The sequence below is a fragment of the Sneathiella sp. genome (assembly GCF_036844445.1).
In the GTDB taxonomy this organism is placed as follows: Bacteria; Pseudomonadota; Alphaproteobacteria; order Sneathiellales; family Sneathiellaceae; genus Sneathiella.
Genome location: NZ_DAIUFV010000003.1, coordinates 351,376 through 372,914 on the forward strand (window position 1 = coordinate 351,376; position 21,539 = coordinate 372,914).

The following is a 21,539-nucleotide window of genomic DNA, read 5'->3' on the forward strand; positions in this document are numbered from 1 at the left end:
TACGAATAAGGTATGTCATGCCAAGAAGGCGGAAGCTTTATTCGGAAGAGCGATGGCATTGAGCGCACTGGAAATAGAAAATCGGCAGACGCTGTCCCGGCGGGACGCACCGCGCAGGCGCGTGCCCGTCGCAGCGCTCGGCATGTTCCTGATCACGCTGATCCTCGCGCTGCCGGTGCTGGTCGTGTTTGGCTATATGTTCGTGCCGAGCGGGGAGATCTGGGACCATCTGGCGAGCACGGTTCTGCCGCTCTATCTGGTCAACACGCTGCTTCTTGCCCTCGGGGTGAGCGTCCTCGTCCTGCTGATCGGGGTCGGGACGGCGTGGCTTGTGACCATGTGCGACTTTCCGGGTCGGCGGATTTTCTCCTGGGCGCTCTTCCTGCCGCTCGCCATGCCGGCCTATATCATCGCCTACACCTATACCGGCATGTTCGATTATGCGGGCCCCGTGCAGACGGCGCTTCGCGAGGCCTTCGGCTGGGGGCGGATGGATTACTGGTTCCCGTCGGTCCGCAGCATCGGCGGCGCGATCCTGATGTTCGGGCTTGTGCTCTATCCTTACGTCTATCTGGTCAGCCGTGCGGCCTTTGTCGAGCAGTCGATCGCCGCGCTCGAAGTTGGGCGCACGCTCGGGCGGGGGCCGTGGCGCGGCTTTTTCTCCATCGCCCTGCCGCTCGCGCGCCCGGCGATCGTGACGGGCCTTGCGCTCGCCCTGATGGAGACGCTGAGCGATTTCGGCGCGGTGCAGTATTTCGCCATCGACACCTTTACGACCGGCATCTACCGGACCTGGTTCGGGCTTGGCGAGCCGGCCGCCGCGGCGCAGCTTGCCGCCATCCTGATGCTGTTCGTCTTTTCGCTGATTATCATTGAGCGCCTCAATCGCGGCGGGCGGAAATTCCACCACACGGGGCGCTATCTCGCCATCAGCCGCTACCGCCTCTCGCCGGGGCGGAGGCTCCTTGCCTTTCTTGCCTGCCTGCTGCCGATCTTTTTCGGCTTTCTGCTGCCGACGGGCTGGCTTCTGAAAGACAGCATTCTCCATTCGAGCAGCGCCTTCAACGCGGGCTTTGCCGGTCTTGTGTTCAGCAGCGTCAGCGTTTCGCTGGTGGCATCCGTGCTGGCGCTGCTTGTCGCGCTGCTGCTGATCTACGGATCGAGGCGCGCAAGCCGCGCCCCCTCGCGCCTTGAGCAGGTCTCGCTCCGGATCGCCGCCATGGGTTATGCAGTGCCGGGACCGGTGCTTGCCGTCGGCATCATGCTGCCGTTCGGCTTTATCGACAACGGCATCGATCACTGGATGCGAAGCACGTTCGGCATTTCGACCGGCCTGTTGCTGAGCGGGACGATGGTGGCGCTTTTCTTCGCCTATACCGTCCGCTTCCTTGCCATCTCGCTCAACACGGTGGAGGCGGGGACCGATACGGTCACCCCCAATATGGACCGCGCCGCCCGCACCCTTGGTGTTACCGGCTTTGCCAAGCTCCGCCGGGTGCATCTGCCGATCATCTCCGGCAGTCTGATGACGGCGCTGCTGCTGGTCTTTGTCGATGTAATGAAAGAACTTCCGGCGACGCTGGTGATGCGCCCCTTTGGCTTCGAGACGCTGGCGGTGCGCGCCTATGAGCTTGCCATCGACGAGCGGCTTGCCGATGCCGCCGCGCCGTCGCTCGCGATTGTCCTCGCCGGCATCCTGCCGGTCATTATCTTGAGCCGGGCGATTTCCCGCTCGCGTCCCGGGCAGAAAGCAGATGCAGGGAAAGCAATCTAATGAGCAGTCTGGTATTTGAAAATGTCTGTCACCGGTATGACCGGGCGCATTCCGTCGAGATCGACCGGCTGGAGGTAGGGGCGGGACAGCTCGTCTGCCTGCTCGGCCCGTCCGGCTGCGGCAAATCGACGACCTTGCGTCTCGCGGCGGGGCTTGAGGTGCCGTACCGCGGCCGGATCAGTATCAACGGGGATATCGTGGCGGACGAGCAGGTCTTCATCGGGCCCGAGGATCGCCGCGTCGGGCTGGTATTTCAGGATTATGCGCTGTTTCCGCATCTCAATGTCTTTGACAATATCGCCTTCGGCCTCACCCATCTTCCGGCGCGCGAGCGGCGCGAGCGCGCGATGCGGATGCTGGAGACCGTCGGCCTTGCGGCGGCGGCGAAGAAATATCCGCATATGCTTTCGGGCGGGGAGCAGCAGCGCGTCGCGCTCGCCCGCGCCCTTGCGCCAAGTCCGCGCGTTATCCTGATGGATGAGCCCTTTTCGGGGCTTGATGTGGTGCTGCGCAATCAGGTGCGCGACGAGACGCTCGCGCTGCTGAAGGAAATGGGAACGACCGTGTTGATGGTCACCCATGATCCGGAAGAGGCGATGCGCATGGCCGATGAAATCGTTCTCATGCAAGGCGGCCGGATCGTCCAGCAGGGAAGCGCGGGTGCGCTCTATAATTACCCGGCGAATGCCTTCGTCGCCTCGTTCCTCGGCAGCGTCAACCGCGTGCCGGCGCGGCGCGCGGGGAATGACTTTGTGACCGAGCTTGGCAGCATTCCGGTCTCCGCCGCAACGAAGGCGATCGCTACCGACGAAGTGCTGATCCGGCCCGAAGCGATTCGCCTGAAACCGCGCGAGACTGATCATCCACCGTCGGCGGAAGTAATCCTTTCGCGCAATCTCGGCGCGTATGCGCTGGTTGACTTTCGCCTCAGGAGCGGGCTCTGCGTGACGGCGCGCATGCCCGCTTTCGGCCGTCCCGAGATAGGCGATCGCTGCGCGCTCTGGCTAAATCCCGAAGGCGTCTTTATCTTTCCGGGCGATGAAAACGCCGCGGCCGGCGATAAAGCCGTGTTAAACGGCAATTAATTGTCGTATAAACGGCCTCCGGCCTTTATATAGTATCGGTTGAGAGATATTTATTGCTTTGCGGGCCCTGCGTCCGGACGCGGAAGCAAGGTCTATCGATGGGCGGTATATGAATTGACGAATTCCCGTTACGGGAACAGGAGCTGAGAACATGAGTATTGGTCCGTGGCAAATAATTCTGATCCTTGTCATCGTGTTGATCATTTTCGGCGCGGGCAAGCTGCCTCGTGTGGCCGGGGATCTTGCGAAAGGCATCAAGAATTTCAAGAAGGGCATGGCCGATGAGGATGAGCCGAAAGCGGCGGACGCCGCTCCCGAAGCCCTTGAATCCGCGAAAAGCGATGCAGCGGAAAAGAAGGACAAGGCTGCGCAGGGCTGAGGCCGCTGCTGCCTTTTCATCCATATTCAACCCGAAAAATGTGAGTAGCCATGTTTGATATTGGCTGGTCGGAAATGGTCGTTGTGCTGATGGTCGCGATCCTGGTTGTCGGCCCGAAGGATCTGCCGCGCGCCATCGCCACCATGACCAAATATCTGCGCAAAGCCCGCGCCATGGCGCGCGAGTTCCAGACCGGTCTTAACGATCTGGCGCGCGAGGCGGAGCTCGAGGACCTCAAGAAGAAGGTCGCCGAGACGGAGAACAGTATCAAGAAGCAGGTGGAAGACGCGGTCGATCCGACCGGGTCGATGCAGGGCATGTTCGACGATATCAAGCCGGAAATCCGCGACACTGGCGAGACGGCCACGCTGCCCGCCGCGCCCGAGGCGAAGCCGGCCGCACCGTCCGAGGCGGTGCAGACGGCGAGCGAGGCGGCAAATGAGGCAGAGGCCACGGATACCTCCGCCTCGGCAAGATCGGGAAGCAGCGCGCCGTGAGTGATAACGAGATTGATGACCGCAAGGCTCCGCTGATGGAGCATCTGATCGAATTCCGCAATCGGCTTGTCTATTCGGTTGTGGCGCTCGTCATCGCCTTTATTCTCTGCTACCTCGTCTCGGAGGAGCTTTTCGCTTTCCTCGTCAAGCCGCTTGTCTCGGCCTATGGCGATGATGTGGAAGGGCGGCGGATGATCTTCACCGGGCTGCATGAAGCCTTCTTCACCTATCTCAAGGTCGCCTTTTTTGCCGGCATTTTCCTCGCCTTCCCGGTCATCGCCGCGCAGCTCTGGATTTTTGTCGCGCCCGGTCTCTACAAGAATGAGAAGCGCGCCTTTCTGCCCTTCCTCATTGCGACGCCGATCCTCTTTTTCCTCGGCGGTGCGCTCGCTTACGGCATGGTCATGCCGCTCGCCTGGAAGTTCCTGCTGAGCTTCGAGACCGGTGGCGGCCCGAGCCTCTATGCCCAGGCGTTCGCCGCCATTGCCGGTGAATTTCCGAACTTTGCCGCCTATCTGCCGACCCCGGCGGAGACGACCGCCCTGCCGATCCAGTCGGAAACACGGGTCAGCGAATATCTCAGCCTCTCGATGCAGCTCATCTTCGCCTTCGGCCTTTGCTTCCAGCTCCCGGTTCTCCTCACGCTGCTCGGCCGCGTCGGCATCGTGACATCCGCCGGGCTCAAGTCGAAATTCAAATATGCGATCGTCGGCACCTTCATCCTCGCGGCGATCCTGACGCCGCCCGATCCACTCAGCCAGATCACCCTCGCGGTTCCTCTCGTCATGCTTTATGGCATCTCCATCGTCACGGTGGGGATGATCGAGAAACGGCGCGAGGCGCAGGATGCGGCGGAAGACACGGTGTAGCGACCGCCGCCGGCTGTGGCCGTTGCAACATATTTGCGATAAATACCGGGCCGCGTGCAAACCCCTCTGGACGGCGGGCGAGTGCGCCCTTATACACAGGGACATTCATCTTGAAACCAAAATGGCTTTGATATGCTTGACTTGAAATGGATCCGGGAGAATCCGCAGGAATTTGACGCCGCGATGGCGCGGCGCGGGCTTTCGTCGCAGTCGGACGCTCTGCTTAATCTGGATGCGGAACGGCGCAAGGTTCAGACCGAGATGCAGGAGGTACAGTCCCGCCGCAACGCCGCGGCAAAGGAAATCGGCAAGGCCAAGGCAACCGGCGGCGATGCCGACGCGCTGATCGCCGAGGTGGCGGATCTGAAAGGCGCGGCGCAGGAGCTGGAAGCGCGCGAGCGGGCCATGCAGGCGGATCTTGAGACGCTGCTGAGCGGTCTTCCCAACATTCTCGATCCCGAGGTGCCGGACGGCGAGGATGAGACGGGCAATGTCGAGCTGCGCCGGGTCGGCGAGATCCCGTCCTTCGATTTCACCCCGAAAGAGCATTACGAGCTTGGCGAAGCGCTAGGGATGATGGATTTCGAGACGGCGGCGAAGCTCTCCGGATCGCGCTTCGTTGTGACCAGCGGGAAAATTGCCCGGCTCGAGCGGGCGATTGCCGCCTTCATGCTGGATGTCCATACCCTGGAGAAGGGATATCTCGAAGTCTCCCCGCCGGTGATGGTGCGGGGGAGTGCGCTTTTCGGCACGGGACAGCTGCCGAAATTCGAGGAGGATCTCTACAAGGTCGGGGAGGGGCAGTATCTGATCCCGACGGCGGAGGTGCCGCTCACCAATCTCGTTGCCGACAGCATCCTGAGCGAAGCGGACCTGCCGAAGCGCTTTACCGCCCATACGCTCTGTTTCCGCTCCGAAGCGGGCTCGGCGGGGAAAGATACGGCTGGCATGCTGCGCCAGCATCAGTTTACCAAGGTCGAAATGGTCTCGATCACCACGCCGGAGCAGTCAAAGGCCGAGCATGAGCGGATGACGGCCTGCGCCGAAGATATCCTGAAGCGGCTCGGCCTGCCCTATCGCGTGGTTGTGCTCTGCAGCGGCGATACCGGGTTCGGGGCGCAGAAGACCTATGATATTGAAGTCTGGCTGCCGGGGCAGAATTGCTACCGCGAGATTTCAAGCTGTTCAAATTGCGGCGACTTCCAGGCGCGCCGCATGAAAGCCCGTTTCCGGCCGGAAGGCGAGAAGGCAACGGCCTTCGTTCACACCCTCAACGGGTCGGGGCTCGCCGTCGGGCGAACGCTGATCGCGGTGATGGAAAATTATCAGCAGGCGGACGGATCGATCCGGATTCCCGAGGCGCTGGTGCCCTATATGGGCGGGGTAACGGAAATCCCCGCCGTTCTACGATAAAGTAAAGGAATGCGAAGTTGCGAATTTTGTTGACCAATGATGACGGCTTTACCGCGCCGGGAATGCAGACCCTCCGGCGGATCGCCGCCCAGCTCTCGGACGATATCTACATCGTTGCGCCGGAGAAGGAGCAGAGCGGCTCGTCGCGCTCGCTGACGCTGCACGATCCGATCCGGATCCACAAGCATGCCGACAAGGAATATGCCGTTGAAGGCACGCCGACCGACTGCGTGATGATGGCGATGAACTATCTCTTCCGCGACGAGCGGCCGGACCTGATCCTGTCGGGCGTCAATCGCGGCGGCAACCTCGGCGAGGATGTGCTTTATTCCGGCACCGTCGCGGCGGCGAGTGAAGGGACGCTGCTTGGTGTGCGCTCCATCGCCCTCAGCCAGTGCCTGCTCGATTATGAAAGCTTCTCGTGGGAGACATCGGAAATGCTCGCCCCCGACATTATCCGCAAGGTGCTCGATTTCGACTGGGGACCGGATGTGCTCGTCAACATCAACTTCCCGGCGGTCGCCCCCGACGAGGTCAAGAGCATCGACGTCACCCATCAGGGCAAGCGCGATCTCTCGAACCTCACGATTGATGACCGGATCGACGCGCGCGGGCGGCAGTATTTCTGGCTCGGCTATCGCCCGGCGCTCGGTGTGCCGCAGAAGGGTTCCGATCTCTGGGCAGTCGCAAACGGCTGCGTATCGGTGACGCCGCTGTCGCTCAATCTGACGGATGTTCCGTTGACCCAGAAGATGCAGAAGGCGTTTTCGTGATCGATAACCCGGCCCAGAAAATCCGCCTGATTATGGAGCTGCGCCGGCAGGGGATCAGCAACACCGATGTCCTCTCGACGATCGAACGGGTGCCGCGGGACGTTTTCGTCTCGCCCACCTTTCGCGATCGCGCCTATGAGAATATCGCCCTGCCGATCGCCAGCGGGCAGACCATCAGCCAGCCCTATATCGTCGCCTACATGACCCAGCTTCTCAATCTGGACAAGCGGCGCAAGGTGCTGGAGATCGGGACGGGGTCGGGATATCAGACGGCGATCCTCGCAAGGCTCTGCCGCCGCGTCTATTCGATCGAGCGCTATCGCAACCTGCTCGATGCCGCGACGAAAATCTTCGAGCAGCTCAAGATCACCAATATCACCGCGCGCATCGGCGATGGCTATAAAGGCTGGCCGGAGCAGGCGCCGTTCGACCGCATCATCGTCACCGCGGCGGCTGAAGAGGTGCCCGAAATGCTGCTTGAACAGCTCGCGCCCGATGGCGTGATGGTGCTGCCGGTCGGGCGGGATTCCACCAGCCAGCATATTATGCGCATTACCCGTGATTTGCAGGGCAACCTCACGGAAGAGGTGCTGCTGCCCGTCAGATTCGTACCAATGGTTCAAGGGGTTGCGGAATAGTCTTGAGTCGCCGCTATATGTTGTGTGAGTTAATTTTGTTGTGACTTTCCGCCATTTTATGCTTAATATCAACGGCATGATGGCGAGGTATGTATCTTTTTTCAGTCGCGTTGCCTGCGTAAGTCTTCTGCTTCCCCTGCTGGCGGGGTGTCTCTATGACATCTATGTGCCGCAGAACCGGAGCGCGAAGGTCATCCGCACACCCGCCGCCGTGCCCACCTCGTCAGGCGCTCCGTCGGCCGCCCCGTCGGCGCCCCAGCCGGTCGTCGTGGCGGATAATTTTACGCCCGATTATCGCAATCTCTCCTATCATTTCGTGACCGTTGAGCGGGGCAGCAGCCTGTCGCAGGTTGCCGCGCGGGCCCATGTGCCGATGCAGGCGATCATCGCGATGAACAACCTTGCCGCGCCTTTTGTGATTTATCCGGGCCAGCAGCTCAAGGTTCCGACGCTGCAGCGCCATGACGTGCGCCCCGGCGAGACGCTTTATGCGATTTCCCGCGCCTATGACCGAAGCGTGGCCGAAATCGCCTATTTCAACGGGCTGGCCGCGCCGTACCGGCTTCTACCGGGAATGGAAATCCGGGTTCCGCAAGCGATGCAGAGTGAAGTGCTGGTCGCTTCCGCCGATATGTCAGCCTGGCCCGCCCCGGCGGAACGGGGGAGCGTGCCGGTAAAGACGGTGACGATCAATTCAAAGGCCGAGCAGGTGACGCTGCCGCCGTCCGAGACGCGCACTGTGGTAAGCCGGGGCGCGCCGATCAGCTCGGGTCCGCTAAGCGCCCCGCTGCCCGCGCCCTCTGCGCCGGCGCCTGTCGCAGCCCCGCCTGCACCCACGGTAAAGGCGCCCGTTACTGTCGCCGCGCCTGCGCCAACCGCTCCGCCTGCACCGGAGCCAAGTTACCAGACGGCGAAGCTCGATCTGCCGCCGGTACCGACGCGCCAGTATACGACCAAGGCGCCGCCCGCCCGCAGCGGCAAGGCCTTCGCCTGGCCGGTCAAGGGGCAGGTGATCTCGGGCTTTGGCAAGAAGGAGACGGGGTTCCATAACGACGGCGTCAATATCGCCGTGAAGGAAGGTACGCCCATCCGCGCCGCGGAGAACGGCGTCGTCTCCTACGTCGGGAACGAGATGCGCTCGTTCGGCAACCTCCTGCTGATTTCCCATGCCGATGGCTACGTTACCGCCTATGGCCATACGCAAAAGATCGTTGTCGCGAAGGGGGATGCGGTGAAGAAGGGCGATATCGTCGCTTATGCCGGCTCATCGGGTAATGTGACGCAAAGCCAGCTCCATTTCGAAATCCGCAAGAAAGGGCAGGCGATCGATCCGGTCGCGATGCTCGACTGATCGCCCGCGGCGAAGCCCGGCTCAGCCCTTGGGCCGAAGCACGGTCTGCGTCTGCGTCACTTTGGCGATAAGCTTGCCGGCATCATTCCTGAGTTCCGTTTCGATGACGATGGTCGATCCGCCGACATGAAGCGGGGTTGCCCGCGCCGTCAGCTTTCCCTCCCGCACGGCGCCGAGGAAGTTGGTTTTCGATTCAATGGTCGAGGTGCCGCTTGCCCCCTCCGGCAGATTGGTGAAGGCGGCCGCGCCGCCCGCGGAATCGGCAAGCGCCATCACCGTGCCGCCGTGGATCATGCCATTGCTGGTGCAAAGCTCCGGCGCCCAGTCGAGCGTGAAGATTACCTCATCGGCGGCCAGCTTCTCGGCGCGAATACCGAGAGTTTTGCAAAGCGGCATGCGCTCGTGAATAAAGGCGGTGAGATCGGGTTGTGTCATTGGCTTTCCTCCCTTTTCCTGGATCAGAATAAAATGATAGCCATCCGTAGCGGTGACAATTACCTCAAAGGTAAAGTTGGCCGTTACTGACTGCGCGGGCGCAAATGCCACACCGACTGGCTGAGCGCCATGTCCTTTTTGAGTGCGCCGTGCGCATCCTGCGTTGTCAGCCGTTCGATTTCATAGGCCGCCGCATAGAGGCGGCGCACTTCCGCGGCATCCACGGCAAAGGGCGGGCCGGCCAACTCGGCCTGATCATAGTCGAGCGTGATGAGAAGCTGCGGCGCGGCCTTCGTGATCCGGCAGAGGTGGCGGGCATAGTCGCGGCGCATGTCGGCGGGAAGCGCGATCAGCGCGGCGCGGTCATAAACGGCCGCGACAGGGCCCAGCGCCGCCGCCGTGAGATCAAATATATCGCCAACGAAAATATCGATATTTTCCGCGTGGTAAAGTTTGAGCGCGCCTTGCGCAGTGACCGCGGGCGTGAGATTGAGATCCTCAAAGAGCTGCCCGATGGCAAGCTCGCTCAGCTCCGCGCCCGCGACGCGATAGCCTTGCTCGCAGAGCCACCCGATATCGAGCGTCTTGCCGCAAAGGGGGAGGAAGAGGCGCGCGCCTGCCGCGAGCGACAGCGCGCCGACATGGCGGATCAGCATGTCATTGGGATGATCCTGATGAAAGCCGATCTGGTTCGTCGCCCATTTTCTGTACCAGAAATCCGCGTCCATCGGCCCTCCCTTGTGTTTCCCGGCGCTCGGTCAGGCGATGACCGTTCCTGTCCGCCCCGCAACGTCCTGAATATACTGCCACGCGACACGGCCCGAGCGTGAGCCGCGCGTGCGCGTCCACTCGATCGCCTCGGCCTTGAAGGCCTCTTCGCTGATCGGGATCTTGTAATGCGCGATATAGCGGCGAATCATTTCGAGATATTCGTCCTGCGAGCAGCTGTGGAAGCCGAGCCAGAGGCCGAACCGGTCGGAGAGGGAGACCTTCTCCTCAATCGCTTCGGAGGGGATGATAGCGGTCGCGCGCTCATTCTCGATCATATCGCGGCGCATCATGTGACGGCGGTTAGACGTCGCGTAGATCAGCACGTTGTCGGGCCGCCCCTCAAGGCCGCCATCGAGCACGGTTTTCAGCGATTTATAGGTCGTATCATCGCCATCGAACGAGAGATCGTCGCAGAAGATGATGCAGCGCCGATCCGTTTTCTGAAGCTGCTGCAACAACTGCGGCAGAGAGGGGATATCCTCGCGGTTGATCTCGATCAGCACGAGGCGGTTGCCACTCTCGCGGTTGATCGCCGCGTGGCAGGCCTTGACCAGCGAGCTTTTCCCCATGCCGCGCGCGCCCCAGAGCAGCGCATTGTTGGCCGGCAGGCCGTTCGCGAAACGCCGCGTATTCTCGTAAAGAATATCGCGCATCCGGTCGATGCCGTGGAGAATGGAGAGATCGACATAATTGACCTTCGGCACCGGGCGCAGATGATTGCTTTCTGCTTCCCAGACGAACGCCTCGCCCTCCTCGAGGTTGACCGGCTGCGGTGCGGCGGGCGCCAGGCGCTCCAGGCTATCGGCAATGCGCGTGAGTTGCGCCAGTATCTCTTCGTTTGTCATCGTCACCAATTGAATTTGAGAGGGCGGAACCCCAGCTTACGGACAGGCACCATAAATGCCACCATCGGACGGAATGTTCAAGCGCGGCGCTCAGGTGCCCCCCGTGGGGTGGTACACAAAAGCCGGATATTCCTGATTGCGGCTTGCATTCAGGGGTAAGAACAAGATAAAAGTCGTTCAGTCATTAACAGGGTGGGGATAACAGGACCGCCCATTGTTCATTTAGAGAGCATAAGGACCGACACAATGGACCAAGGACTCACCCAGCTTCTGCCGCTGATACTGATTGGTGTTGTATTCTACTTCCTTCTCATCCGGCCGCAGCAGAAACGGGCGAAGGCGCATCGCGAGATGATCAATGCTGTTCGTCGCGGCGATAGCGTGGTGACGGCCGGCGGGATCATGGGCAAGGTGACCAAGGTGCGCGACGACAATGTGGTGCAGATCGAAATTGCGCCCGATATCCGCATCGACGTGGTCAAGTCGACGCTCGCCGATGTCCAGGGCAAGACGGAGCCGGTCGCCGACAGTGGCGGGACCGACGGGAACAAGCCCGAAGGCGGCAACCCGGTCAGCAAACTCTTCAAGAAATAACTGACGGCACGACCCATGAACCGCTTCCCCACGTGGAAGACCGTTGTCGTTTTACTCGTCAGCGTGCTTGCCATCCTCTACACCCTGCCGAACTTCTTTCCCAAATCGAGTTTGAGCGGGCTGCCGGGATGGCTGCCCAGCCAGCAGGTTAACCTCGGTCTCGATCTGCAGGGCGGCTCGCATCTGCTGCTCGAGGTCGACACCGCTACCGTCAAGACCAAGATGCTGGCGAGCCTCGTTGACGGGGTGCGGGACAGCCTGCGCCAGCAGGGCGATAACGTCGGGTATCGCAATCTGAAGCACGACGGCACGTCGGTCACCCTGACGCTCCGGGACGCGGCGGACGAGGCGAAGGCGCGCGAGCGGCTCGCGGATCTTTCCAACGTCATGCCAAATGGCCAGCGTGACATCGTCATCGAATATGGCGAGGGCGGCACAATCACCCTGACGCCGAGCGAGGCGACAATCACGGCGCGCATCAGCGCGGCCGTCGATCAGTCGATCGAGATTGTCCGTCGCCGCGTGGACGAGACCGGCGTCAATGAGCCGAATATCCAGCGTCAGGGGCAGGACCGCATTCTCGTCCAGCTTCCCGGCCTCGATGATCCGGACCGCATCAAGCGGCTGCTCGGCGAGACCGCGCAGCTCACCTTCCATCTGGTTGACCTTACCGCCGATGTCGGCGCTGCCGGGCGCGTGCCACCGGGCTCGAAGCGGCTGCCCTCCATCGAGGGGGACGGGCGGACCTATGTGGTCAAGAACCGCGTGATGGTCTCGGGCGAAAATCTGGAAGGGGCGCAGGCGACCTATCAGCAGGGCCAGCCGGTTGTCTCGATCCGTTTTGACAGCCTCGGCGCCAAGCAGTTCGGCCGCGCCACCTCGGAGAATGTCGGCAAACCCTTTGCGATCGTCCTCGATGACAAGGTGGTGAGCGCGCCGCGCATCAATGAGCCGATCATGGGCGGCGCGGCGATAATCAGCGGCGGCTTTGACGTTGCCGGGGCGCAGGATCTGGCGCTGCTGCTGCGGGCAGGCGCGCTGCCGGCCCCGCTCAGCATTGTCGAGGAGCGGACGGTGGGCCCGGATCTCGGCGCGGACAGCATTAAAGCCGGTGAGCTTGCCGGCATCATCGGAATTGTCGCCGTCGCGATTTTCATGGTCGCCTATTACGGCCTGTTCGGCCTTTTTGCGAATATTGCGCTTGCCATGAATATCTTCATTATCATGGCCGTCCTCTCGGTGATCGGCGCGACGCTGACGCTGCCGGGTATCGCGGGTATCGTGCTGACCATCGGTATGGCGGTCGATGCCAACGTGCTGATTTTCGAGCGTATCCGCGAGGAGCTTCGCGTCGGCAAGACGCCGTTCAACGCGATCGAGTCGGGCTTCGGGCGGGCGTTCATTACGATTTTTGACTCCAACGTGACGACTGCGCTCGCCGCGCTGATCCTGTTTGTGATGGGCACGGGCCCGGTCAAGGGCTTCGCGGTGACGCTGCTGATCGGTATCCTGAGTTCCATGTTCACCGCAATCATGTTGACGCGCATGCTGATCCATTACTGGATGCAGTACAAGCGGCCGAAAACGATTGATCTATAGGGGCCGGGATTATGAAAAAGATTAAACTGATACCGGATAATACAAACGTCCCCTTTATCAGGATGCGGCTGATCGCGTTTGCCATTTCGGCCGTGCTCATTCTCGGCTCGGCCGGCGCGTTTCTGACGGTCGGGCTGAACAAGGGCATCGATTTTGAGGGCGGCATCCTGATGGAGGTCGGGCTTGAGAAAGCGCCGGACCTTGCCTCGATGCGCTCATCGCTCGGCAATCTCGGCATCGGCTCGGTCGCCCTGCAAACCTTCGGCCGCGAGACAGATATCCTGATCCGCGCCGAACGCCAGCCCGGTGAGGCGGCCGCGCAGGAAGCGGCGGTTGAAAAGATCAAGCAGCAGCTGACGGCGGATTACGGCGAGAATGTCTCGCTCCGCCGTGTGGAGTTCGTCGGCCCGAAAGTCTCCGGCGAGCTGATCATAGTGGCCGTTCAGGCCGTCATTCTCTCGATGATCGGGATGCTGATCTATATCTGGCTGCGGTTCGAATGGCAGTATTCGGTGGCCGCCATTATCGGGCTGCTGCACGACGTCATCATCACTGTGGGGATGTATACGCTCACGCGGATCGAGTTCAACCTCACGTCTATCGCGGCGCTTCTCACCATTGTCGGCTACTCGATCAACGATACGGTTGTGATCTATGACCGGATCCGCGAGAACGTCCGCCGCTACAAGAAGATGCCGATGGCGGAGATGATCAACCTGTCGCTCAACGAGACGTTGTCGCGGACAACCATGACCGGCGTGACGACGCTGCTGGCGCTCGGCGCGCTCTATTTCTTCGGCGGCGAGGTCATCCGCGGATTTGCGTTCGCGATGATTGTCGGTGTTGTCATTGGCACCTATTCCTCTATCTTTGTCTGTGCGCCCATTCTTCTGTATTTCGGGGTCAGGCATCCGGCGGACGAGGACGGAACGGGCAAATTCGCAGCGGCGGAGCAGGCAGAGGCGAAGATCAACAAGAACAGCTGATCAACCGCCGCCCAGGGAGACGTCATGCAGGACATATCCGGCCTTCCGCGGGAAGGGCAGCAACTTATCAACAGCTACGGCGATGGCGGCTTTCGCGTCAGCGGCGTGCGCTATCAAGGCTCGATCCTGATCCAGCCCGAGACGACGACAGCGTGGCCGCTTGGCGATATTGCGGGGCTTGATCTTGCGAGCCTGCAATCGCTGCTCGATGCCGCCGACGGGATCGACATCCTGCTGATCGGCTGCGGGGCCGGCATGGCGTATATCGAAGAGGATATCCGCGCGGCGTTCCGCGCCAAGGGTGTGGTGATCGATGTGATGAACACCGGCGCCGCGGTCAGAACCTATAACATCCTGCTGCTGGAGCGCCGTCAGGTGGCGGCGGCGCTGATCGCGGTGTGAGGGAAATCGCCGCACGCTCCGGTCAAATCGATGGAAAAGACCACTAAAAAAGGCGCCCGTTGAGGCGCCTTTCTTGTTGACTGCTCGTCGCCGCTTAGGCTTTGGCGAGATTTTCGTTGGCGAAATCCCAGTTGACGAGATGATCGAGGAAGGTCGAGATATAGTCCGGACGGCGGTTCTGATAGTCGAGATAGTACGCATGCTCCCAAACGTCCATGGTGAGGAGCGGGGTCGCGCCGTCGGTGAGCGGGCAGGCCGCGTTCGGGGTCTTGGTGACCTTCAGCTTGCCGCCGTCGAGGACGAGCCAGGCCCAGCCGCTGCCGAACTGCGTCGCGCCGGCATTCTTGAACTCCTCAACGAACTTGTCGAAAGAGCCGAAGTCGGCGTTGATCTTGTCGGCAATCGCGCCGGTCGGCTTGCCGCCGCCATTCGGCTTCATCGAATGCCAGTAGAAAGTGTGGTTCCAGACCTGCGCCGCATTGTTGAATACGCCGGCTTTCGACGCATCATTGGCGGTGTCCTTCATGATCTGCTCGAGTGAGCGGCTGTCGTCACCGACCAGATTGTTGAGGTTCGTCACATAGGCATTGTGATGTTTGCCGTGATGGAAATTCAGCGTCTCCTCGGAGATGTGGGGAGCAAGTGCGTCTTTTGCATACGGAAGGGGGGGAAGTTCAAAAGCCATAATATTCCTCTTGCCAGTTTACTGGTCATTCGTCAGTCAAAATCCCGTGAAAATTCACGCCCCGTTGCGGGGAAAGAACTCGCATATCGCTATGCATACAGATATATACCATTTTGGACGCGCTTCCAGTTTTTTATAATGATTCCATAGAAAAGAGGGAGTTACACCTTGGATACCCGCGAACAGGACCTGTATCTCTTCAACGAGGTCAAGCAGTATGACTATGACCGCTGGCTCGCCACGCTGTTTATTCCGGGTCCGAGGCGCGCTGGAATGTTTGTACTGCTGGCGTTCAATACGGAGATTGCGCGGATCCGCGAAACCGTTTCGGAGGCGATGCTGGGCGATATTCGCCTGCAATGGTGGCGCGATGCGCTCGGTGCGATTGCCGCCGGCAAGGCGCCGCCCGCGCACCCCGTGGCGAGCGCGCTTGGCGATCTCGTCAAGGCGCATGACCTGCCGGTTTCGGAATTGCAGCAGATGGTCGATGCGCGCGGAAGCGATCTTGACGCCGTTCCGTTCCGCACAAGGGATGACCTGCTCGCCTACGCCCGCGCCACCGGCGGGCTGTTGAGCGGCCTGCAGTTTCGCCTCTGGGGCGATGAGACGGAGGAAGGGCTGGCGACGGCGCAGCAGGTCGGGACGGCCTATGCGCTGACCGGCATGATTCGCAGCATCCCCTATCATGTGGCGCAGGATGTGCTGCAAATCCCTGAAGAGATGATTGCGGCGAAGGGCCTCAGCGCCGACGGGCTGTTCAGTCCGCAAAATCGTGCGGCGTTTTTCGAGATCACGCGCGAGCTCGGGCAAATCGCCGCGGCGACGCAGGCGGAGGCAAAGGCGAAGATCGAGACACGCGGGCCGAAGCGGCGGGCGTTCTATCGGCTTTCCGCATTGACGTCGCTTTATCTCCGGCGGCTGGAACGGGCGGGATTTGATCCGGCCCATCGCAAGCTTGATATCGGTTCGGTGCGGAAAATCATGGCGCTGGCGCGGGGGCGCTAGGCGCGGGAGATACCTTAGACGGTGCTGAGCCGCCAGGCCTGCGACTGCATGAAGTTGCGGGCGAGGAACTGGTAGGTTGCCTTCAGCAGCTTCTCGATGACCGGGCCTTCCTCGACGATAATACCTTCCCACTGGTCGACCATTTCATTCCAGATCATGAAATTCTGGTGCAATTCGTCGCGGGTGCGGCGGATCGTCTGGATGGTCGGCTGGAAATTCTTCAGGATCACCATCATCTCGCAGGTCTGGGCGTCGATCTCAATAAAGGTGCGGTCAAATTTCTTGATCACCGGCTCGATCAGGATCTGCATCCGGTTGAGCTCTTCCGAGGTCATCCGGTCGCGCTTGTAGATGCTGGCGAGACGGCTGAGGTTGCTGCTGATCTTGCGGATGCGGCTGTAATAGTCGCGCAGCGCCTCGATATAGGCGAGCTCGCGCACGATATCATCTATCTTGGCGGTGACATCCTCGCGCCTGATGCCGAGCTTCTGGGCGATATCGCGAAACGCCTGCTGCACCTTGATCTTGGTTTCCGGGTCTTTCGCGATTGCTTCCAGTTCGCGGAAGTTGAGGACGATCTCCTCGTTGCCGCTCAGCCAGGAGATCAGCTGCACGGTGATGCGGCCGCGGGCGATTTCCTTGTGCACATCATCAATGGTCCAGGAGGCGGAGCCGTCGAGCAGCTCCTGCGGAATGGAATCATTGGGCCGGATTTCACGCACATATTTCAGCGCGCTGTCGATCGTGGCTAGGAGATGCGCATCGGAGCTTTTCGGATCGATATCGAATTCCTTGCTGAGATACCGGGTCGGGATGGCCCCCTTGATTTCCCCGAGATTGACGAAATAGCAGGGTTCCTTGGTATCATGCGTCAGCGCAAAATAGGCGCCTGCAACGCTGAAAATCTTATGCTCGAACGCAAAATAAACGCTTGGGTCGCGCTTCTCCGACAGGGGGTTGTCGGATCTTCCGGAGATCTCCTTCTGATTATCGTGCGCGTTCGTCATCAATCATTCAGCCATATCATGTCCAAAGATACGGGCACCGCAGTGCCCATTCGGGAGGGTAGCTGAATATCGTATACAAATGGTTACCGGGCGGCCGGCATCGCCAGTCTTTCGTGATATCGGGCGCTGCCGTCAGCCGGCGATGCGGCTTTCACCCTGCCAGAGCGAAAAATCCTGCGCGGCGCGGGCGGTATAGGCCTGTTTGCGGTCCTTCTTGCGAATGCGTCCCTCGGGCGGCGGAAAGAGGCCGAAGTTGATGTTCATCGGCTGGAAACTCCTGGCATCGGCGCCGCCCGTGATATGGCTGAGCAGCGCCCCCATCGCCGTCGTGACGGGCGGCAGTGGGAAGGCTGTTTGCAGACTGTCGGCCGCCGCCAGGCGGCCGGCGATCAGCCCGACCGCAGTGCTCTCGACATAGCCCTCGACGCCGGTGATCTGACCGGCGAAGCGAATATGCGGCGCGGCTTTCAGGCGAAGCTCCGCATCCAGCACCTCGGGGCTGTTGATGAAGGTATTGCGATGCAGCCCGCCAAGGCGCGCGAACTCCGCCTTCTCGAGCCCCGGGATGGTCGTGAAAATGCGCTTTTGTTCGCCATAGGTGAGCTTGGTCTGGAAGCCGACCATGTTATAGAGCGTGCCGAGCTTGTTGTCCTGACGCAGCTGGACCACGGCATAAGGTTTCTCTCCCGTGTGCGGATTGGTGAGGCCGACCGGCTTCATCGGACCGAAGCGCAGCGTCTCCGGCCCGCGCTCCGCCATCACCTCGATGGGCAGGCAGCCGTCGAAATAGGGCGTGTTCTTCTCCCAGTCGCGAAACTCGGTCTTGCCGCCCGTGAGAAGCGCATCGATAAATTCGCGGTACTGCGCCTCGTTCATCGGGCAGTTGATATAGTCCGAGCCGTCGCCCTTGTCATAGCGCGACTGGAACCAGGCGACGCTGAAATCGATGCTGTCCTTATAAACGATGGGGGCGATGGCATCGAAGAAGGCGAGGGCGTCAGCGCCGGTCGCGCTGTGAATGGCCTCGGCGAGCGGGCCGGAGGTGAGCGGCCCCGTCGCAATGATCGCGAGCCCCTGATCGGCAGGCGGCAGGCCGGTGATTTCTTCGCGGACAACAGTAATCAGCGGGTGCGCGGTGATCTTCGCTTCCACATAGTCGGAAAAGCCGACGCGATCGACGGCGAGCGCGCCGCCGGCCGGCACCCGGTTGATATCGGCGCTTTCCATGATCAGCGAGCCGAGGGCGCGCATTTCCTGATGCAGCAGACCGACGGCGTTATTCTCCGCATCGTCGGAGCGGAAGGAGTTGGAGCAGACCAGCTCGGCAAGGCCGCCCGTCAGATGCGCATCGGTTTTTCGCACGGGGCGCATTTCATGCAGGACGACGGGCACGCCCGCGTTCGCCAGCTGCCAGCTCGCCTCGCTCCCCGCGAGGCCGCCGCCAATCACGTGAACAGGTTTGATCTCGTCCGTCATACTCAGGCTGCCTTTGTTTTCTTTGTCTTTTTTGCCGCTTTGCGCGAGGTGGATCCGCCTTGCTCCACCGGCGGGTGCTTGGCGAGAATTTCCTTGAGATAGCGCCCGGTGTGGCTCTCCGCAACCTCGGCGACCATTTCGGGCGTGCCCTCGGCGACAAGATAGCCGCCCGCATCGCCGCCGTCGGGCCCCATGTCGATGATCCAGTCAGCGGTCTTGATCACTTCAAGGTTATGCTCGATCACGAGCACGCTGTTGCCGGCATCGACCAGCGCCTGCAGCACTTCCATCAATTTGCGCACATCCTCGAAATGCAGCCCCGTCGTCGGCTCATCGAGGATATAGAGCGTGCGGCCCGTGGCGCGGCGTGACAGTTCCTTGGCGAGCTTGACGCGCTGCGCCTCGCCGCCGGAAAGCGTCGTCGCCTGCTGGCCGACCTGGATATAGCCAAGCCCGACCTGTTGCAGCGTCTCGAACTTCTCGCGCACCGCAGGGACGGCCCTGAAAAAGACCGCCGCATCATCCACCGTCATGTTGAGGACGTCGGAGATGGACTTGTCCTTGAACTTGATCTCCAGCGTCTCGCGGTTGTAGCGCTCGCCCTTGCAGACATCGCACTGGACATAGACATCGGGCAGGAAGTGCATCTCGATCTTGATCACGCCGTCGCCTTTGCACGCCTCGCAGCGCCCGCCCTTGACGTTGAAGGAGAAGCGGCCGGATTTATAGCCGCGCGCCTTCGCTTCGGGAAGTCCGGCAAACCAGTCGCGGATCGGCGTGAAGGCGCCGGTATAGGTCGCGGGATTGGAGCGCGGCGTCCGCCCGATCGGGGACTGGTCGATATCGACGATCTTGTCGAGCCATTCGATGCCCTCAATTCGGTCGTGCGGCCCGGGGTGGTTGCGGTTGTTGTTGAGCTTCTTGGCGATGGCCTTATAGAGCGTCTCGATAATCAGCGAGGATTTACCGCCGCCCGAGACCCCGGTGACGCAGGTGAAGGTGCCGAGCGGGATATTCACATTGACCCGCTTCAGATTGTTATGGCGCGCGCCGATGATGCGGATCTGGCGCGATTCCTTGACCTCGCGCCGGCGCTTGGGAAGCGGCACTTCCATCTCGCCGGAGAGATATTTGCCGGTGATGCTTTCCGGCGCCTTCATGATGTCCTCGGGCGTGCCTTGCGCGATCAGGCGGCCGCCGTGGCGACCGGCGCGCGGTCCCATATCGACGACATGATCGGCGGTCAGGATCGCCTCCTCGTCATGTTCGACGACGATGACGGAATTTCCCTGATCGCGGAGATTGACGAGGGTCTTGAGCAGCCGCGCATTGTCGCGCTGATGCAGTCCGATGGAGGGCTCATCGAGCACGTAAAGCACGCCGGTCAGCCCGGAGCCAATCTGCGAGGCGAGACGGATGCGCTGGCTCTCGCCGCCCGACAGCGTGCCCGAGCCGCGCGAGAGCGTCAGATATTCCAGTCCGACATCGACGAGAAAGCCGAGCCGCTCGTTGATTTCCTTCAAAACGCGCTCGGCGATGGAGCGGTCCTTCTCCGAGAGCACATCGCCGAGCTCGGCAAACCATTGCCGCGCCTCGAGGATGGATTTGTCGCATACCTCGCCGATGTTGAGGCCATTGATGCGGATCGCGAGGCTTTCCTCTTTCAGGCGATGGCCGCCGCATTTGGAGCAGTTGGTCTTATCCTGGTATTTCTCCAGATCCTCGCGCACCCAGGCGCTGTCCGTCTCGCGCCAGCGGCGTTCGATATTGGGGATGACCCCCTCAAACGGCTTGCTGGTCTTGTAGGTGCGCAAACCGTCGTCATAGGTGATCTGCACCTTCTCATCGCCCGTGCCGTAGAGGATGACGTCCTGATGTTCTTTCGCAAGCCGCTCCCACGGGTCGGTAGTGGAGAAGCCGTAATGCTTGGCGAGCGCTTCCAGCGTCTGCATGTAGTAGGGCGCAGGGGTCGCCGAGCGGGACCACGGCGCGATTGCGCCGTCGCGGAGCGAGAGGGTGACGTCGGGCACAATCTGCTCGGGGTCAAAAAACATCTCGCTGCCAAGGCCGCCGCAGGCCGTGCAGGCGCCATACGGATTGTTGAAGGAGAAGATGCGCGGCTCGATCTCCTCGATGGTGAAGCCGGAGACCGGGCAGGCGAATTTGGAGGAGTACATGAAGCGTTCCCTGCTGTCCGCATCCTCCACTGCAAACAACCCGTCGGCGAGCTCGAGCGCGGTCTCGATAGAATCGGCAAGCCGGCTCTGGATCTCGTCATTCAGAACGACGCGATCGACCACGACGTCGATGTGATGCTTGATCTGCTTGTCGAGCTCGGGCACCTCCTCGATATCATAGATCTCGCCATCCACCTTGACGCGCTGGAAGCCGCGTTTGCGCAGGTCAAGAAATTCCTTGCGATACTCGCCCTTGCGGCCGCGCACGATGGGGGCCATCAGGTAAAGCCGCTTGCCGGCGCCCATCGCCATCACCTGGTCGACCATCTGGCTGACGGTCTGGCTGGCAATCGGCAGGCCCGTCGCCGGGGAGTAGGGGACACCGATACGCGCGTAGAGAAGGCGCAGATAGTCATAGATCTCCGTCACCGTGCCGACGGTGGAGCGGGGATTTTTCGAGGTGGTTTTCTGCTCGATGGAGATAGCCGGGCTGAGGCCGTCGATATGATCGACATCGGGTTTCTGCATCATCTCGAGGAACTGCCGGGCATAGGCCGACAGGCTCTCCACATACCGCCGCTGCCCCTCCGCATAAATCGTGTCGAACGCGAGCGACGATTTGCCCGACCCCGACAGCCCGGTGATCACCACCAGCTTGTCGCGCGGAATATCGATATTGACATTCTGCAAGTTATGTTCGCGCGCGCCGCGGATGCTGAGGATTTTCTGCATTCGGATCGTATACCTGACGTTGAGCTTGGATGTTGTCGAAACTTAT

Annotated in this window: 21 protein-coding genes; 14 read left to right on the forward strand and 7 right to left on the reverse strand. The window is 61.1% G+C overall.

Features of this window, described 5'->3' with window-relative positions; all coding sequences use genetic code 11:
• Nucleotides 1-52 precede the first annotated feature (52 nt).
• The 9 genes from V7Z56_RS08505 (at nt 53) to V7Z56_RS08545 (ending at nt 8,779) form a co-directional block, all read left to right on the forward strand.
• Nucleotides 53-1,774: an ABC transporter permease gene (locus V7Z56_RS08505; RefSeq protein WP_334128965.1), complete on the forward strand. Its 1,722-nt coding sequence runs from the start codon at nt 53-55 to the stop codon at nt 1,772-1,774.
• Entirely contained in the window at nt 1,774-2,859 is a 1,086-nt protein-coding gene (locus V7Z56_RS08510) for an ABC transporter ATP-binding protein (RefSeq protein ID WP_334128966.1), read from the forward strand. Before V7Z56_RS08505 ends, V7Z56_RS08510 begins: the two co-directional genes overlap by 1 nt.
• A gap of 151 nt (nt 2,860-3,010) precedes the next feature.
• The gene (gene tatA / locus V7Z56_RS08515; protein ID WP_334128967.1) at nt 3,011-3,238 is read left to right on the forward strand and encodes a twin-arginine translocase TatA/TatE family subunit; all 228 of its coding nucleotides are present in this window, start codon (nt 3,011-3,013) and stop codon (nt 3,236-3,238) included.
• Between the two features lie 50 nt (nt 3,239-3,288).
• The gene (gene tatB / locus V7Z56_RS08520) at nt 3,289-3,735 is read left to right on the forward strand and encodes a Sec-independent protein translocase protein TatB (protein WP_334128968.1); all 447 of its coding nucleotides are present in this window, start codon (nt 3,289-3,291) and stop codon (nt 3,733-3,735) included.
• Complete coding sequence (gene tatC, locus V7Z56_RS08525) at nt 3,732-4,604, forward strand: twin-arginine translocase subunit TatC (RefSeq protein WP_334128969.1); 873 nt, start codon at nt 3,732-3,734, stop codon at nt 4,602-4,604. Before tatB ends, tatC begins: the two co-directional genes overlap by 4 nt.
• 132 nt (nt 4,605-4,736) lie before the next feature.
• A complete protein-coding gene (serS, locus tag V7Z56_RS08530; RefSeq protein ID WP_334128970.1) occupies nt 4,737-6,017 on the forward strand; it encodes a serine--tRNA ligase in 1,281 nt (426 codons plus the stop codon).
• Between the two features lie 17 nt (nt 6,018-6,034).
• A complete protein-coding gene (gene surE, locus V7Z56_RS08535) occupies nt 6,035-6,790 on the forward strand; it encodes a 5'/3'-nucleotidase SurE (protein ID WP_334128971.1) in 756 nt (251 codons plus the stop codon).
• Nucleotides 6,790-7,428, forward strand: a complete 639-nt coding sequence (locus V7Z56_RS08540) for a protein-L-isoaspartate(D-aspartate) O-methyltransferase (protein WP_443023774.1) — start codon at nt 6,790-6,792, stop codon at nt 7,426-7,428. Before surE ends, V7Z56_RS08540 begins: the two co-directional genes overlap by 1 nt.
• Before the next feature lie 166 nt (nt 7,429-7,594).
• Complete coding sequence (locus tag V7Z56_RS08545; RefSeq protein WP_334128973.1) at nt 7,595-8,779, forward strand: peptidoglycan DD-metalloendopeptidase family protein; 1,185 nt, start codon at nt 7,595-7,597, stop codon at nt 8,777-8,779.
• A 21-nt stretch (nt 8,780-8,800) separates the two neighbouring features.
• Here V7Z56_RS08545 and V7Z56_RS08550 read toward each other — a convergent pair whose 3' ends face one another.
• The 3 genes from V7Z56_RS08550 to V7Z56_RS08560 form a co-directional block, all read right to left on the reverse strand.
• Complete coding sequence (locus V7Z56_RS08550) at nt 8,801-9,214, reverse strand: PaaI family thioesterase (RefSeq protein ID WP_334128974.1); 414 nt, start codon at nt 9,212-9,214, stop codon at nt 8,801-8,803.
• A gap of 83 nt (nt 9,215-9,297) precedes the next feature.
• Nucleotides 9,298-9,942 (reverse strand): thiopurine S-methyltransferase, encoded by a 645-nt coding sequence (gene tmpT / locus V7Z56_RS08555; protein WP_334128975.1) that lies wholly within the window; start codon nt 9,940-9,942, stop codon nt 9,298-9,300.
• Nucleotides 9,943-9,972: 30 nt separating this feature from the next.
• Entirely contained in the window at nt 9,973-10,830 is an 858-nt protein-coding gene (locus V7Z56_RS08560) for an ATP-binding protein (protein ID WP_334128976.1), read from the reverse strand.
• A gap of 246 nt (nt 10,831-11,076) precedes the next feature.
• Here V7Z56_RS08560 and yajC point away from each other — a divergent pair, with 246 nt between their 5' ends.
• From yajC to V7Z56_RS08580, 4 genes are read left to right on the forward strand one after another with little or no spacing between them, the layout of a single operon-like run.
• Nucleotides 11,077-11,424: a preprotein translocase subunit YajC gene (gene yajC / locus V7Z56_RS08565; RefSeq protein WP_334128977.1), complete on the forward strand. Its 348-nt coding sequence runs from the start codon at nt 11,077-11,079 to the stop codon at nt 11,422-11,424.
• Between the two features lie 15 nt (nt 11,425-11,439).
• The gene (gene secD / locus V7Z56_RS08570) at nt 11,440-13,023 is read left to right on the forward strand and encodes a protein translocase subunit SecD (RefSeq protein WP_334128978.1); all 1,584 of its coding nucleotides are present in this window, start codon (nt 11,440-11,442) and stop codon (nt 13,021-13,023) included.
• An 11-nt stretch (nt 13,024-13,034) separates the two neighbouring features.
• Nucleotides 13,035-14,009: a protein translocase subunit SecF gene (gene secF, locus V7Z56_RS08575; RefSeq protein WP_334128979.1), complete on the forward strand. Its 975-nt coding sequence runs from the start codon at nt 13,035-13,037 to the stop codon at nt 14,007-14,009.
• A 24-nt stretch (nt 14,010-14,033) separates the two neighbouring features.
• Nucleotides 14,034-14,411 (forward strand): Mth938-like domain-containing protein, encoded by a 378-nt coding sequence (locus V7Z56_RS08580; RefSeq protein WP_334128980.1) that lies wholly within the window; start codon nt 14,034-14,036, stop codon nt 14,409-14,411.
• Between the two features lie 94 nt (nt 14,412-14,505).
• On the opposite strand, the gene V7Z56_RS08585 is transcribed toward V7Z56_RS08580, so the two are convergent.
• On the reverse strand, nt 14,506-15,096 hold the full coding sequence (locus V7Z56_RS08585) for a superoxide dismutase (protein ID WP_334128981.1): 591 nt from the start codon (nt 15,094-15,096) through the stop codon (nt 14,506-14,508).
• 168 nt (nt 15,097-15,264) lie between these two features.
• On the opposite strand from V7Z56_RS08585, the gene V7Z56_RS08590 reads away from it, so the two are divergent.
• Entirely contained in the window at nt 15,265-16,101 is an 837-nt protein-coding gene (locus V7Z56_RS08590) for a phytoene/squalene synthase family protein (RefSeq protein WP_334128982.1), read from the forward strand.
• Between the two features lie 14 nt (nt 16,102-16,115).
• Here the strand turns inward: V7Z56_RS08590 and V7Z56_RS08595 are convergent, their stop codons facing one another.
• The 3 genes from V7Z56_RS08595 to uvrA all read right to left on the reverse strand — a co-directional run bounded on the left by V7Z56_RS08595 (nt 16,116) and on the right by uvrA (nt 21,493).
• Entirely contained in the window at nt 16,116-17,108 is a 993-nt protein-coding gene (locus tag V7Z56_RS08595) for a hypothetical protein (RefSeq protein ID WP_334128983.1), read from the reverse strand.
• Nucleotides 17,109-17,240: 132 nt separating this feature from the next.
• A complete protein-coding gene (gene trmFO / locus V7Z56_RS08600) occupies nt 17,241-18,584 on the reverse strand; it encodes a methylenetetrahydrofolate--tRNA-(uracil(54)-C(5))-methyltransferase (FADH(2)-oxidizing) TrmFO (protein ID WP_334128984.1) in 1,344 nt (447 codons plus the stop codon).
• 2 nt (nt 18,585-18,586) lie between these two features.
• A complete protein-coding gene (gene uvrA / locus V7Z56_RS08605) occupies nt 18,587-21,493 on the reverse strand; it encodes an excinuclease ABC subunit UvrA (protein WP_334128985.1) in 2,907 nt (968 codons plus the stop codon).
• Between the last annotated feature and the right edge of the window lie 46 nt (nt 21,494-21,539).